The sequence below is a fragment of the Microbacterium candidum genome (assembly GCF_030315975.1).
GTDB classification, from domain to species: domain Bacteria; phylum Actinomycetota; class Actinomycetes; order Actinomycetales; family Microbacteriaceae; genus Microbacterium; species Microbacterium candidum.
The window spans coordinates 750,052-764,630 of sequence record NZ_JASXSZ010000001.1; the positions used below are offsets into that span (position 1 = coordinate 750,052).

At 70.1% G+C, this 14,579-nt stretch carries 10 protein-coding genes; 6 read left to right on the top strand and 4 right to left on the bottom strand.

What is annotated here, in order from left to right:
* Positions 1 to 43 precede the first annotated feature (43 nt).
* Positions 44 to 1,585 (top strand): coiled-coil domain-containing protein, encoded by a 1,542-nt coding sequence (locus QSV35_RS03490; protein WP_286286739.1) that lies wholly within the window; start codon positions 44 to 46, stop codon positions 1,583 to 1,585.
* Positions 1,586 to 1,750: 165 nt separating this feature from the next.
* Positions 1,751 to 2,869, top strand: coding sequence for a peptidoglycan-binding domain-containing protein (locus QSV35_RS03495; protein WP_286286741.1), 1,119 nt, complete (start codon positions 1,751 to 1,753; stop codon positions 2,867 to 2,869).
* Positions 2,870 to 2,881: 12 nt separating this feature from the next.
* On the opposite strand, the gene QSV35_RS03500 is transcribed toward QSV35_RS03495, so the two are convergent.
* Positions 2,882 to 3,772 carry an AraC family transcriptional regulator gene (locus QSV35_RS03500; protein WP_286286743.1) on the bottom strand — a complete coding sequence of 297 codons (891 nt, stop codon included), beginning with the start codon at positions 3,770 to 3,772 and terminating at the stop codon, positions 2,882 to 2,884.
* 56 nt (positions 3,773 to 3,828) lie between these two features.
* Here QSV35_RS03500 and QSV35_RS03505 point away from each other — a divergent pair, with 56 nt between their 5' ends.
* On the top strand, positions 3,829 to 6,804 hold the full coding sequence (locus tag QSV35_RS03505) for a DUF5107 domain-containing protein (RefSeq protein ID WP_286286745.1): 2,976 nt from the start codon (positions 3,829 to 3,831) through the stop codon (positions 6,802 to 6,804).
* Positions 6,805 to 6,893: 89 nt separating this feature from the next.
* Here the strand turns inward: QSV35_RS03505 and QSV35_RS03510 are convergent, their stop codons facing one another.
* From QSV35_RS03510 to QSV35_RS03520, 3 genes are read right to left on the bottom strand one after another with little or no spacing between them, the layout of a single operon-like run.
* A complete protein-coding gene (locus tag QSV35_RS03510) occupies positions 6,894 to 8,006 on the bottom strand; it encodes a ring-opening amidohydrolase (RefSeq protein WP_286286746.1) in 1,113 nt (370 codons plus the stop codon).
* A 47-nt stretch (positions 8,007 to 8,053) separates the two neighbouring features.
* Positions 8,054 to 9,166 (bottom strand): metallophosphoesterase family protein, encoded by a 1,113-nt coding sequence (locus tag QSV35_RS03515; RefSeq protein WP_286286747.1) that lies wholly within the window; start codon positions 9,164 to 9,166, stop codon positions 8,054 to 8,056.
* Entirely contained in the window at positions 9,163 to 11,226 is a 2,064-nt protein-coding gene (locus tag QSV35_RS03520; protein ID WP_286286749.1) for a DUF5054 domain-containing protein, read from the bottom strand. Before QSV35_RS03520 ends, QSV35_RS03515 begins: the two co-directional genes overlap by 4 nt.
* Positions 11,227 to 11,326: 100 nt before the next feature.
* On the opposite strand from QSV35_RS03520, the gene QSV35_RS03525 reads away from it, so the two are divergent.
* From QSV35_RS03525 to QSV35_RS03535, 3 genes are read left to right on the top strand one after another with little or no spacing between them, the layout of a single operon-like run.
* The gene (locus QSV35_RS03525; protein WP_286286751.1) at positions 11,327 to 12,241 is read left to right on the top strand and encodes a carbohydrate ABC transporter permease; all 915 of its coding nucleotides are present in this window, start codon (positions 11,327 to 11,329) and stop codon (positions 12,239 to 12,241) included.
* Positions 12,238 to 13,179: a carbohydrate ABC transporter permease gene (locus QSV35_RS03530; RefSeq protein ID WP_419956810.1), complete on the top strand. Its 942-nt coding sequence runs from the start codon at positions 12,238 to 12,240 to the stop codon at positions 13,177 to 13,179. The genes QSV35_RS03525 and QSV35_RS03530 overlap by 4 nt, the downstream gene beginning before the upstream one ends.
* A gap of 45 nt (positions 13,180 to 13,224) precedes the next feature.
* A complete protein-coding gene (locus QSV35_RS03535) occupies positions 13,225 to 14,574 on the top strand; it encodes an ABC transporter substrate-binding protein (protein ID WP_286286753.1) in 1,350 nt (449 codons plus the stop codon).
* Positions 14,575 to 14,579: the final 5 nt, after the last annotated feature.

The window sequence follows — 14,579 nt, forward strand, 5'->3', positions numbered from 1 at the left end:
CTCCTGCGCCCGGACAGAACCTCTACGCGAGATCGAGAACCGCATGCCCGACCAGTCCGCCTCCGGATCCCCCTTCGACGCCCTCGTCGCCTCCGGCGGCTCGCAGGGCAATGCTCCGTTCACGACCGCTTTCCGCGGCTACGACCGCGACGAGGTGGATGCCGCCATCTCCGCGCTGAACGCGAAGCTGCAGGCCCGCAACGAGGACGCGAGCCGGCTCGAGGAGCGTTACCAGCGTGCGGCGCAGACGGCCATCGCGCAGAACGGCAAGACGGTCGAGCGTCTCGAGGCCGACCTCGCCGCCGCCGACGCGAAGTACCGGGAGACGGCGAAGCGCCTCGCCGCGATGCAGCAGGCGCGCGCCGCCGTGCGTGAGGAGGCCGACAAGCTGAAGGCCGATCTCGCCGAGGCGACCGCGGGCGACAGCGACGTCGTCGAGCGTCTCGAGGCGGAGCTCGCCACCGAGACCGCCCGCGCCAACGTCGCCGAGCAGAAGGTGCAGGCGCTCACGACGGAGCTGAGCGGCACCGAGAGCGACTCCGCGAACAAGCGCCAGTTCGACGAGGTGCTGCACGTCGCCGAGGAGCAGGCGAGCGTGCTCATCCGCAACGCCACCGTGCAGGGCGACCGCCTGCTCGAGGCGGCGCGCGAGGAGATCCTGAACCGCCGCAAGGACGCCCAGGCCGAGGCCGAGGCGATCCTCGCGCAGGCGCAGCACGACGCCCAGCAGGTGCGTCTGCGGGTCGACACCGAACTCACCGCGCACAAGGCCCAGCTCGAGCGCGAGTCGGCGCACGCCGCCGAGAAGGTGTCGCAGGCCGAACAGGAGGCCGCCGCCATCCGCTCGGAGGCCGAGAAGGGCGCCGCCGCCCTGCGCTCGATGGTCTCGCGCGAGACGACGCGCGACCGTGCCGAGGCCGAGCAGGCCGTGCGCGAGCTGCGCGTGCGCGCGCTCGAGTTCGAGGAGTCGCTGACGCGACGTCAGGATGACGCGCAGCAGGAGTTCCTCGTGCTGCACAACCAGGCCGTCGCCCACGCCGAGCGCATCACGCAGGACGCGAACGAGCAGGTCGCCGCATCCCTCGACCACGCGCAGCGCGTGTCGACGAAGGCCGACGACTTCGAGAAGCTCATGCGCGCGCAGGCGCAGCAGATCGATGCGGATGCGCGCATCCGAGCTCGCGAGCACCTCGACCGGGCGCACGAGAAGGCGCAGAAGATCATCGACATGGTCACCTCGCACTCGCAGGCCGTGCTCCGCGACGCGGAGGACCGCACGCGTCAGCTCCGCTGGCAGCAGCACCAGCTCACGAGCTTCATGGCCGAGGTGCAGGAGCTCATCCGCCCGGAGGCGCCGCTCGACGCCGTCGCCGCGGTCGAGACGGCCGCTGCCGAGACCCAGGCGTCCGACGCGGAAGCGTCGGACGCGGTCATCGAGGACGCCACGGAGATCGTCGACGCCGAGCTCGAGGCCGCGCAGACCGAGGCCGCGCAGACCGAGAGCGGCGAGCCCGAGGAGAACGACGACCGGGCTGACGGCGAGTCCTCCGATGAGGACGACGCCGAGGTCGAGTCCGCGCACTGACACGCCTACTCCGATCGGCGCCCCTCCTCGGAGGGGCGCCGATTCGTGTCGGAAGAGCTGCGCCTGTGTGCCGTCTTGGTCACAACCCGGCGACAGGTCTATGGCGCCGACGGCCCGGACTGTCATGATGGGCGGCATCTTCCGTCCAGCTGCAGGAGGCCTCACGTGGAGACTCGACGTTCGAAGACGCGCCTGACCGCCGTCGTGGTGTGGGCCGCGGTCGCGGTCGTGGGGCTCGCCGGCTGTTCCGGGAGCGTCAGCGACGTCGACAAGGCGAAGGCGCAGGTCACCGCGAAGGAGAAGGCGGTGTCCGATGCCCAGGCCGCGATGACCTCCGCGTCGCAGGCGTTCTGCAGCGCGAGCAAGGACTACATCTCTGCGCTCGATCGCTATGGAGATGTGCTGCACTCGACCGCACCGACCGTCGGCGACGTCAAGACCGCCGGCAAGGATCTGGCCGCGCCGCAGGGCAACGCCCTCGACGGTGCCGAGGCCGCGCTGAAGGCGCAGCAGGACCTCGCCGCCGCCCAGCAGGACCTCGCGAAGGCGAAGGCGCGCCTGGCCCACGCGGAATCCGGTTCGACGGAGTCTCCCGCTCCTGCGGAGCCCGCGCCGTCGCTCACGCCGCTGGCCCCTGCGGCATCCGTCAACCGGGTGAAGCAGGCTGAGGCCGACTTCGCCGACGCGCAGAAGTCGATCTCCGACCAGACGTCCCTCAAGGATGCGTCGGAGACCTTCAACGCCGCCGTCGTCGCGCTCGAGATGTCGTGGCTCAAGCTGTACGCGGACGCGGGATGCCTCACCGACGCGCAGGCGAAGCAGGCCGCGACGTCGGTCGCCGCCTATACGTCGGCGCTGCAGCAGGACCTCGCGACGGCGGGCTTCTACACCGGCCCGATCGACGGCATCTACGGACCGATGACCGTGGACGCGGTGCGGAATCTGCAGCAGGCGGCCAATCTGCCGGTTACGGGCACGGTCGACAAGGCGACCGCCGCCGCCCTGCAGAACGACCTCGTCGCGAAGGGCGACTCTGCCGCGCAGGCATCCGTCGCCTCGACCGCCGCTCTGCAGCAGACGCTGAAGCTCGTCGGCTACTGGGACGGACCCGTCGACGGCGTCTGGACGCCCGAGCTGACCAAAGCGCTGCAGTCCTTCCAGACCGCGCTCGGGGTCGAGCCGACGGGGACGGTGGATGCGGCCACGGTCAGCGCCTTCGAGAAGGCGATCGCCGACCTGAAGGCCGGGCCCACGCCCGCGCCCAGCCCGTCCACGACCCCGTAGAGATCGGGCGGGTCAGCCCTTGTGCTGGCTCCGATAGGTGGACGGACTCATTCCGTGGGTGCGTCGGAACTGACGCGAGAAGTACAGCGGGTCCGGGTAACCGACGGTCGCGGCCACCTCGGCGATGGTCAGGTCCGTCGTGTCGAGGAGGCTGCGCGCCCGCGCCATCTTCAATGAGGCGTGATAGGCCGCGGGACCGCTGCCCGTCGCCTGCCGGAACATCGCACTCAGGTGAGACGCGGACACGCCCACGAGCGCGGCGAGCTCGGGCACGCTGATGGTCCCGTCGACGCGGGCATCGAGGTAGTGCATCGCACGTTCGAGAGCGGATCCTTCGGCCGGGAGGATGCTGTCCACGGCGATCCGCGTCAGCAGCTGCCAGGCGATCCCGGATGCCGCAAGCAGATGGGCGGGCGTCGGGCGTCGCTCGAGGATCGAGATGAGCTCGTCGAACAGGGCGATCACGCGATCGACGGAACGGAGTCTGCTCACCGCTTCCGGCGGGCCGAGCATCGGACCGGTCAGCTCGGCCGCATCCGTGCCCCGCACGTGCAGCCACCAGATCGTCCATGGGTCCGTGTGCGACGCCCGGTACTCGTGCGGGGTGTGCGCGGGGATGGTGACGCAGGATCCACGCGAGATCACATGCGTCTCGCCGGCGATGGTGACGCTGCCCGAACCCGCGACGCACAGGATGACGATGGTCTCCGGCGCGCCCTTCGCACGCACACGGCGGTGGCCTGCTGCCGCGGGGAAGCAGCCCGCATCCGTCACGGTCAGCCTCCGTGTGCCGGGCCGCGAAAGAGCCGCTTCGACCTGAGGTCTGGGGATGACGCACAGCCGCTGGTTCAGGAACCCCTCACGCCGATATGGCGGATGGTCGCCGATCATCGATTCATCCATGTATTCCCTCATTCTGACCATACCCCGGTGATGGACGCGCTCATAGCCTCAGAGGCATGACGAGCGCCCCCACGACCTCCCCGTCGACATCACCCGCCGGTGCCGCCCTCGCACCGCATGCGCACACCCGCATCGTGCTGCCGGATGCCCCCGCGGCGCTGCGCGCCACGCTCGACGAGGGGGCTGCGATCGCGTGGGAAGAGCCTGTCGCCATCCGGACCTATGAGGCCGGCGAGCCCAGCGAATACCCGATGTACCTCGACCATCGCGTGTATCAGGGATCGAGCGGAAAGGTCTATCCGATTCCCTTCACGGAGAGTGTCTCGGATGTGCCCGTGCTCCGCGAGTGGCAGGCCGTCCACCTCGAGAACGAGTTCGTCCGTCTCGTCGTCCTCCCTGAACTCGGGGGCCGCATCCACATCGGGTTCGACAAGACCACCGGCTACGACTTCTTCTACCGCAACAACGTCATCAAGCCGGCTCTGGTGGGCCTCGCCGGTCCGTGGATCAGCGGCGGCATCGAGTTCAACTGGCCGCAGCACCATCGCCCCGCGACCTACCTGCCCGTCGAGACGGCGATCGAGCACGGCGACGACGGATCGGTGACCGTCTGGTGCCACGATCACGACCCGTTCGCACGGATGTCGGCACAGCACGGCGTCCGGCTGCGCCCTGGCAGCTCGGTGGTGGAGCTCGCGGTGCGCCTTCACAACCGGACGGACGAACGGCAGACCTTCCTGTGGTGGGCGAACGTCGCCGCTCGCGTGCATGACGACTACCAGTCCTTCTTCCCCGAAGACGTCCACTACGTCGCCGACCATGCGCGCCGCGCGCTCACGGCGTTCCCGGAGGCCGATCGGGCGTACTACGGCGTGGACTATCCCGCGCTCGCGGAGCAGAAGCCGGGTGCTGACCGCATCGACTGGTACCGCAACATCCCGGTCCCCACGTCCTACATGATCGTCGACTCGCAGCAGGACTTCTTCGGCGGCTACGACCACGCGGCGGGGGCGGGCTTCGTGCACTGGGCGGAACGGCGGCTGTCGCCCGGCAAGAAGCAGTGGACGTGGGGTGACGCGCCGTTCGGCCACGCCTGGGACGCGCAGCTCACCGATGAGGATGGCCCGTACGTCGAGCTGATGGCCGGCGTCTACACGGACAACCAACCCGACTTCACGTGGCTCCTCCCGGGCGAGACGAAGACCTTCACGCAGTACTGGTATCCGATCCCGGCCATCGGCCCCGCCCACCAGGCGACGCCCGACGCAGCCGTGCACGTCGAGCGCGGCGATGCGATCGCCGCATCCTTCGCCGTCACCCGACCGCAGCCGGGAGCCATCCTGCGGGTCGTGCAGGGCGGAGAGGTGGTCGCGTCCCGCTCGGTGGACCTCGTGCCGGGGAACGTCGCATCGATCGAGGCGGCCGCATCCGAGAGCGCGACCGTCGTCGAGCTGCTCGACGCCGGTGGACGCACGCTCGTACGGTGGGAGCCTGCGCGGCAGGGCACCGACGAGGAGCCGTGGGTCGCGGACGAGCCGCCGCTGCCGGAGGCCATCGACACCGTCGAGGAGCTCTATCTCACGGGTCTGCACCTCAGCCAGTACCGGCATCCCACGCGGTCGCCGCTGCCCTACTGGCATGCGGCGCTGGAACGCGACCCCGGAGATGCGCGCACCAACCTCGCGATCGCCGATCGCGACTACCGCGCAGGCCGTTATGAGGAGGCGCATGCGCGTGCCGTGGTGGCACTCGCCCGCCTGACCCGCCGCAACGCGCAGCCGCAGGATGCGGAGGTGTTCCACCTGCTCGGCCTCATCCTGAGACGGCTCGGTCGCAGGACCGAGGCGGAGCAGGCCTTCGGGAAGGCGGGCTGGGACGGCACATGGGCGGCTGGGAGCGGGTTCGCGCTCGCGCAATCCCTCAGCGAGCGCGGTCGGAATCGTTCCGCGCTCCGCGTGCTCGACTCGATCGACGGCGTCGTCGGACACGACGCGCGGCGTGCCGCCCTCCGCGCACTGCTCCTCAGACGGGACGGACGCGAGACCGAGGCGCGCGCGATGATCGACGCCGCTCTCGCCGCGGACCCGCTTGATGCGACGCTGCGCGTCCTCGCGAGCGAGCGCGCGCCGGAGGATGCCGGCATCCTGTTCGACGTCGCCCTCGAGCTGCGTGATGCGGGCTTCGCGGAGGACGCGCTCGATGTGTTCGCCCGCGCGGCGGCCGCGCCCATCCCGCCGTCCGGAAACGTGCGGGCGCTCGCCCACTACGCCTCCGCCGCCGTGCTCGAGGAGCTCGCTCGTTTCGAGGACGCCGCAACGGAGCGGGCGCGGGCCCGTGGCAGCGAGCTCATCCGGGCGTTCCCGAACGGGCTCGACGCCCTCGACATCCTGACGGGCGCTCTCGCCGCCGACGAGACGGATGCGGTCGCCCATTCCCTGATCGGCATGCTCCTGTACTCGCTGGGTCGCCGGAACGAAGCCGCCCGGCATTGGGAGCGGGCGATCAAGCTGGGCCTGCGCGACCGGGTGCTGCTGCGGAACGCCGCGCTCGCGGCCTACAACATCACCCACGACGACGACCGGGCTTGGGAGCTCTACGCCGAGGCTGTCGAGCTCGCGCCCACCGATCCCCGCCTGCGGTACGAGCAGGATCAGCTCGCGCTGCGTCTCGCCCACTCCGTGGCGGAGCGGCTCGAGCGGCTGTCGCCCGTGCGCGACATCGTGCTCGAGCGGGACGATCTCGCCATCGAGTACGTCACGCTCCTGGTCGCCGGAGGGCGCGCTCCGGAGGCGTACGAGATCCTGAGCACCCGCGCCTTCCATCCGTGGGAAGGAGGCGAGGGCAGGGCTGTCGCCGCATGGGATGCGACCTTGGCGGCGCTTGGGCGGCCCGCGACCGAGCCCCCGGCGAGCCTCGGGGAGACCCGGGCGCAGTACGTCGCCCCCGTCGCCCGGCACGAGAACGGCGTCACCGACTACTTCGCGACGAGCCTGCCGGAGCTGCTCCTCTTCGCACGCGAGGCCGAGGACTGAGAGCGAGAACACCAGAGCGGCGGCACCCATCGGGTTGCCGCCGGTGCCCCGCCCAGCGCACTCCGTTCGAGGGCGCTGCGCCGCGCGGTCTATCCGACGTCGGTGACGATCGCCAGCGTCCCGCCGCCGGCCGGCCCCTGCTGCACCGCTCCGGCTGATGCCCAGATCATCGTGTCCTGGAGCATCGACGCGAAGGCGCCGGCGATGACGCTGCGCATCGTCCGGCTGTAGGACGGGTCCTGCGTGACCTGGCGGCGGCCGCGGAGTTCTCCGCCGACGGGGTTCTCGAACTTGATGTAGACGCCGACGATCCGGGCCGACTGCTCCGCGGTCAGCGGGCCGTCGCCGACCTCGACGCCGGCCCGGCGCAGCGCCCGCGGCACGGCGCCGACGTCGAGCACATCGGCGAACGCGGCGTGGCCGACCCGCAGCCGCCCGCCCGCACCCGGGCGGTTGCCGAACACCATGAGCTGCGACTGCGGGCCGGGCCCGCCGGTGCCCTCCCACGGATTGCACGACACCGAAAGCCTGCCCGACCACACGTCGAGGTCGCTGCCGATCTGATCGTCGGACGGCATCGCGAGTCCCTCCGTGGCGACGCCCACGCCGAGCGCGGCGCTGCCGCTGCCGATCCGGAACATCGTCTCGTCGTCGGCATCCAGGACGAGGGGATCGACGGCGCGCGCCGCATCCATCTCCGCCGGAGTCGGGTAGTACGACTTGCCGACGACGAACTCGACCTCTTCGGGACGGATGCCGGCGTCCGCCGCCCCGGCGCGCACGGCGTCCGCGTTGACCTGCACCGCCCGGGCCGTGCCGACCCACTCCGGCCGGATGACCTCGGACCGGGACGTGCCGAGTGCCAGGCGTGGTGCACCGTCGGCGGCGGGCTCGGACGGGATGCGGGTGTACACGACGAGGTGCGGCGTCAGGATCGTGCCCACCCCGGCGCTGAAGGCCATCGGGATCTGCTCGATCCGGTCCGCGGAACGCGTGCCGCGGTCGAGGAGCAGTCGGCGCACCGCATTGTGGGCGTCGACGCGCCCCGTGTCGCCGGGCTCCCAGCCCTCGATCTTGCCGGTGACGGCGACGACGTCGTCGGGACGCAGCAGTCCGTCATCGATGAGCGCCGCGAGCCCCGACACATCCGCCGGGTCGCCCGTCGCGACGCGGTGCGCATCGATGGCCGTCGTGGGTGTCATGTCCGCTCCGTTTCGTATACCGGACGATCATGACAGGCGGTCGGATATCAGGCGAGCGGAGGCAGCTCCACACGGTGGACGACCGCGCCGTCGAGCCTCACCATCGTTGCGGTGAGGCCCGCGGCGTCGGCGGAGAGGTCGATCCACGTGGCGGCCTCCGCGGCCGCCGGGTCCGCATCGGGGCCACCCGCGACGAGTTGCGCGTAGGGGAACAGCGCATCGGCGGGCAGGAAGGCCGGGTAATGGGTGTGGCCGGACACGACGAGCTGCGCGCCCCATGCGACGAGCGAGTCATGCCACGCGTCGCGGCTCATCCGGCTGAACCAGTCGTATCCGTCGTCGTCGTAGTCCGGAGCCGTCTCGTCGACCCATCGCAGCGGGATGTGGCAGAACACGATGCGGAACGGTGCGTCGGCGATCTCCGGACGGCGGATCGTCTCCGCCAGCCACTCGGCCTGCTCGGCGCGCAGCGCTTCGAACGCCACACGGCCCTCGAAGGTCGGGTGGGCGTCGGGTTTGTCCTCGCCGGTGTGCAGCCCGATGGCGGCCACGGGGCCGAGGCGCGCGGCCCAGTACGGCGAGCCGGCAGGGGTCGCGACGAACTCCTGGAGCCGGTGCGCCCACGCGCCGCGCACATCGTGATTGCCGATCACGAGGGCGAGCGGGCGGCGGGCGGTGATATCCCGGCCGGCGGGATGCAGCACCGTCGACGTGAACGCATCCGGCCGCTTCCAGTCGTTGCACACGTCGCCGTTCCACACCAGCAGGTCGGCCGCGGGCGTGACGTCGTCGAGGCGGCGCAGTGTGTCGTCGTGCTCGTGCGTGTCGTTCCACACGGCGATCCGGGCGGTGGATGCCGCGGCATCCAGTGTGTGCGTCGTCTTCCAGGCTCCGACGTGCCGTTCGCGATCGTCGGCGGCCTCCGTGACGGCGCGCACGCGCACGGCGGTGCCCGGAGCCAGCCCCGACACCCGGACGCGCAGCACCTCGACGCCCTGCGGCACCATGCCGAAGGCGTCCGATCGGGCGCTGCCGTGCCGGGAGCCGGCATCCCACTCGACCCAGCCCCGGGCCGGGCGCGACACCGCCCAGACGACCTCGAAGCCGTCGGCACGCGGTGCCATGACCACGGCCGGCGTCGTCACGAGAGGGGCGCTCATCCGAGTTCCAGCTCGAAGCGGTAGCGCAGGTCGTCGTCGAACCACATGCGGAAGTTCGTGCCCCACATGTTGTTGTGCAGGTTGACGTTGAAGCCGTCCTCCGGGCGCGCGACGCGGTTCTCGAACCGGTACAGCTGTGGGTCGCCGACGGCGACGAGCGGTGCGTCGAGCGTCGCCAGGCGGAAGGCGTCCGCACCCTCGCGGTGCACGCCCGACACGGCATGCAGGCTGCGGTTGCCGCCCCGTACGACGTGCGTCGGATCGACGAGGGTGCCGAGCTTCTCGAGCTTCCACTCGCCGTCCGCGGGCGCCGGGCGGAAGCCGAGCCAGCTCGCCTCGGGCAGTCGCGACGCATCGCGCCCCGCAGCCGTCAGGGTCACGCGGATCCCGCCGGAGCCGTGCGGAAAGCGGTACTCGAGGCGCAGGTCGCGCGGGGCGCCCCACACGGTGGATGCCTCGGGCGGCAGGTCGAGCGACACGTCGATGACGTCGTGGTCGTCCTCGGTCCGGAGGCGGGCGCCCGCGACGCGGGGTTCGAACACGCGGGCCGGATGCGTCGCCGCGATTGAGAGTCCCGGCTTGGACTGGTCGGGGATCGCCCAGACGCCGGTCTCATCGAGATCGCGGCAGTACTGGTCGAGCCAGAGCCGCTCGTCGCGCTCGTCGAAGGTCTGGTAGCGGTAGGCGGCCAGCCGGTGCTCGTCGCCCGCCCACTGCCGGCCCGCGGCATCCACTGCCGAGACGAGCGATCCGTCTTCAGCGAGCCGGACCCGGAATCGTCCGGCGACGACCTCCTCGCCGGGTTCGACGACGGTGCCGGACAGCGGAGCGACGGCCGTCTGCAGCGCCCGGAGCGCGGCGCGCGCCTCCTCGGCGCGCTCGGGCGCCAGCGCCGCGATCGCCCGCCCGAGGTAGCCCCGCTGCTCGGCCCACGACCCCTCGAAGCCCGAGTAGGTGAGCGCGCGGCCCGGGTGATCCTCGTACGCCCATGCGTATGCGGCGGTGTCGGCCGGATTGCGGGAGACGTCGACGGCATCCCTCGCCCGCGCCGCCCCGAACTCCGCCTTCGTGTAGTTGACGTAGTCGGGCAGGAACGTCTTGAGGTCCTCGCCCCACGTGTGCTCGGCGACCAGCAGGAGGGCGTCGGAGAAGGCGATGCCCTCCGCGGACTCGGGGTCGAGCTCGCCGCCGTCCACCCACCGGGTGCGCAGGGCGAGCAGGCTCCGCAGGCCCGCCGTGAGAAGCGGGTCGCTGCCGACGCCGTGGATCCAGCTGTCGCCGATCTCGTCCTCCACGACGGGAAGGAGGTCGCGCGCGGGGAGCACGTCGGCGGCGAAGGCGTCGAGGGTGGATGCCACGATCCGCGCACCCGGGTACGCCTCGGCAAGCGCGGCGAAGAGCGCTTCGACCTCGTCGGCGGACGGCGGACCGAAGTTGTCGCCCGTGTGGGCGAGGTGCAGAGCGCTCGTCCCTCCGGGGGCGACGGCGACACCGAGCTCCAAGGCGCCGTAGCTGCGCGCGTAGTTCACGACGACCTCGTGGCCGTCGGGGGAGCGCCAGAGGAAGAACTCGGGGACGTCCGGGACGGCGGACGCGCCGTTCACCCCGAGGTGGAGGAACTCGATGCCCGCGTCGGCGAGGAACGGCACGAGCCCGATCGTGTGTCCCGGGACGTCGGTCATCTTCGCGGCGATCGTGCGCGTGCCGAAGCGCTCGTCGAGTCGTCGTGCGATCCGGATGCCGTGCTCGACGAGACCCGCATCCATCACCTCCGTGTGGGTGGTGACGGGAAGGCCGTGCCAGCGGATCGCCCCGCGCTCGATGGCCGCCTCCAGGCGCGCGCGCTCGTCGTCGGTGCCGGCGTCGAGGGCGTGCCGGATCATCCAGGACCCGGTCGTCCAGACGAAGCGGGCGTCGCCGCCGCGGGCGTCGAGCTCCTCGGCCAGCGCGATCGCGCGGGGGAGATAGGAATGCACGTAGCGATTCGTGACCTCGGCGGCGAGGTCGGTGAATCCGACGTCGAGGTGTGTCTTGAAGACGACGTGAACGGTCGAGATCAACTCGTGATCCTCCTCATCGAGAAAACATGTTTGCGTAAACACGATCCTTGCGTATACTCCATGTGAACGCAAACATGCCCACGAAGGAGTGACACGGCACATGACGACGCAAGCTGCAGTCGGAGCGATCCGGCCGCGCCGACGCATCCGGCGCGACTGGGCGGGCTGGTGGTTCGTCGGACCATTCTCGCTCGTCTTCGCGATCGTCCTGATCGCCCCGCTCGTCTACGCGGTCGCGCTGAGCCTCTTCCGCGACACGCTCATCGGGGGAACGCAGTTCGTCGGGTTCGAGAACTACGCCACGGCGCTGACCGACCCGAAGTTCTGGGACGCGACGCTCCGCGTCACCGTCTTCCTGTTCGTGCAGGTGCCGATCATGCTCGGGCTCGCGATGGTCGCAGCGCTCGCGCTCGACAGCGCGCGCCTGCGGTTCGTGCCCTTCTACCGGCTCAGCATCTTCCTGCCGTACGCCGTGCCGGGTGTCGTCGCGGTCATGATCTGGGGCTACATGTACGGGTCGCAGTTCGGGCTGGTCGCCGATCTCAACCGGTGGCTCGGCACTGCCATCCCCGCACCGCTGTCCAACACCTTCGTCCTCGCCGCGATCGGCAACATCGTGACGTGGGAGTTCGTCGGCTACAACATGCTGATCTTCTTCTCCGCTCTCCAGGCGGTGCCGCAGGAGCAGTACGAGGCCGCGGAGATCGACGGCGCGGGCCCCTTCCGCACGATCTTCAGCATCAAGATCCCGTCCATCCGCGGCGCCATCGTCGTCGCGACGATCTTCTCGATCATCGGCAGCTTCCAGCTGTTCAACGAGCCCTCCGTGCTGCAGAAGATCGCCCCGAACGTCATCAGCAGCTACTACACGCCCAACATGTACGCCTACAACCTCTCGTTCGCGGGTTCCCAGTTCAACTACGCCGCGGCGATCGCGATCGTCTCGGGCATCATCACGATGGTCATCGCGTACGTCGCTCAGGGAATCGGAAACGGGAAGGAGCGGAACCGATGACCGCGACCGAAGCCGTGACGACCCGCCGTCGCCCGCCGAGCCGGCTCGCGACCGGCCGCATCCCGAAGGAGCCCGCGCACCGCTCGCGCGACCCGCGCCGCCGTCGCCCCTCGATCGTCCTCGCGATCGTCATGACGCTCATGGTCCTGTACTGCGTCGTGCCGCTGTTCTGGCTGATCGTGAACGCGTCGAAGTCGCGCGACGACCTGTACAACTCGTTCGCCCTGTGGTTCACGCCCCGCTTCTCACTGTTCGACAACATCGTGCAGGTCTTCACGTACAACAACGGCGAGTTCCTGCGCTGGTTCGCGAACACGCTCCTGTACGTCGCCGTGGGCGCCGGCGGCGCGACGCTCCTCGCCGCCCTCGGCGGCTATGGCCTGGCGAAGTACCGCTTCCCCGGCCGGCGGCTCGTCTTCGCCGTCGTCCTCGGCGCCCTCGCGATCCCAGGCTCGGTGCTCGCCGTCCCGCAGTTCCTCATGTTCAGCAAGCTGGGCCTGACGAACACGCCGTTCTCGGTGATCATCCCGTCGCTGGTCTCGGCCTTCGGCCTCTACCTCGTGTGGGTGTACGCGCAGGAGGCGATCCCCGACGAGCTGATCGAGGCGGCGCGATTGGATGGCGCCGGCGAGCTGCGGATCTTCTTCTCGATCTCGCTCCGCCAGCTCGCACCCGCCCTCATCACGGTGCTGATGTTCGCCGTCGTCGCGACGTGGAACAACTACTTCCTGCCGCTCATCATGCTGAGCGACTCGCAGTGGTATCCGCTCACCGTCGGCCTCAGCCAGTGGGCATCCGCATCCAGCTCCATCGGCACCGTGCCGATCCCGCACCTGGTGATCACCGGGTCCCTCTTGACGGTGCTGCCCATCGCGGCCGTCTTCCTCTACCTCCAGCGCTACTGGCAGGCCGGTCTCACGACCGGAAGCGTGAAGTAACCCCCTGAACTCGTGCACCTCGAGAACCCTAGGAAAGGAAAGCACGTGAAGTACAACAGCAACAGCACCCGCCGCCTCTGGCAGCGGGCGGGCGTCGCCGTCGGCGTCGGCGCCATCCTGGTCGGCGCGCTCTCCGCCTGCTCCGGCGGCGCGACGACGTCGGGCGACAGCGGCACGCAGGCCGACATCGACGCGGCCCTGCAGAAGGACACCACGCTGACGTGGTGGACGTGGAGCGACGGCACGAAGGCCGAAGCCGATGCGTTCACGAAGAAGTACCCGCACATCAAGTTCAACATCGTCAAGGTCGACAACCCGGATGCGGCGGTCACGAAGCTGCAGAACGCGGTCAAGGCCGGCACGGGCGCGCCCGACATCCTCCCTGTCGAGTACCAGACCCTGCCGCAGCTGACGCTCGGCGGGGGCCTCGCGGACATGAGCAAGTACGGCCTCGACACCAAGTACCAGGGCCAGTTCACCCCGTCGACGTGGAACGCCGTGCACGTGCAGGACAAGCTCGTCGGCATCCCGATGGACTCCGGCCCCATGGTCATGATCTACAACAAGGACATGCTCGCGAAGGCCGGCATCACCGCGGCACCCAAGACGTGGGACGAGTACGCGGCCGCATCCGCTGCCATCCACAAGACCGACCCCGAGGCGTACATCGCCACGGGCGGCGACGCCGGCTTCATCACGAGCATGATCTGGGCGTCCGGCGGCCAGCCGTTCAAGACCGACGGCAAGAACGTCACGATCAACCTGCAGGATGCCGGCACCAAGAAGTTCGCCGACTACTGGAACACGCTCAACCAGAAGGGCGAGCTCTCGCCGCTCGCGACCTGGTCGGACGAGTGGACCAAGGCGCTCACCCAGGACAAGCTCGCCACGATCATGATGGGCTCCTGGATGATCGGCGGCGGCATGGACGGCTACGGTCCGGCCGGTCGCTTCGTCGTCGCCCCCGTGCCCACGTGGGACGGCACGCCGGGCTCGGCGGAGAACGGCGGCAGCGCCATCTCGGTCACGCAGCAGAGCAAGAACAAGGCGGCCGCCGCGGGCGTGCTCGAGTTCATGGCGGATGGCGAGGGCCGCGACATCATCAACGCGACGGCGTTCCCGTCCACGATGAAGGAGCTCACGAACCCCACGTTCCTCCAGAAGGAGTTCCCGGGCTTCGGCGGCCAGCAGGCCAACAAGGAGGGTGCGGCATCCGCGGCCTCGGTCATCAAGGGCTGGCAGTACCTGCCCTACCAGGGCTACGCGAACAACGTGTTCGGCGACTCCGTCGGCAAGGCGCTCGGCGCCAAGACGGATCTGAACACCGCACTGCAGCAGTGGCAGCAGACCCTGGTCGACTACGGCAAGCAGCAGGGCTTCTCCGTCAACCAGTGATGCGG

What these genes read in the sequence shown, in the direction of transcription:
- QSV35_RS03490 (WP_286286739.1), top strand. Translation starts at nt 44, where the DNA reads ATGCCCGACCAGTCCGCCTCCGGATCCCCCTTCGACGCCCTCGTCGCC.
- QSV35_RS03500 (WP_286286743.1), bottom strand. Translation starts at nt 3,772, where the DNA reads ATGGATGAATCGATGATCGGCGACCATCCGCCATATCGGCGTGAGGGG.
- QSV35_RS03505 (WP_286286745.1), top strand. Translation starts at nt 3,829, where the DNA reads ATGACGAGCGCCCCCACGACCTCCCCGTCGACATCACCCGCCGGTGCC.
- QSV35_RS03510 (WP_286286746.1), bottom strand. Translation starts at nt 8,006, where the DNA reads ATGACACCCACGACGGCCATCGATGCGCACCGCGTCGCGACGGGCGAC.
- QSV35_RS03515 (WP_286286747.1), bottom strand. Translation starts at nt 9,166, where the DNA reads ATGAGCGCCCCTCTCGTGACGACGCCGGCCGTGGTCATGGCACCGCGT.
- QSV35_RS03525 (WP_286286751.1), top strand. Translation starts at nt 11,327, where the DNA reads ATGACGACGCAAGCTGCAGTCGGAGCGATCCGGCCGCGCCGACGCATC.
- QSV35_RS03530 (WP_419956810.1), top strand. Translation starts at nt 12,238, where the DNA reads ATGACCGCGACCGAAGCCGTGACGACCCGCCGTCGCCCGCCGAGCCGG.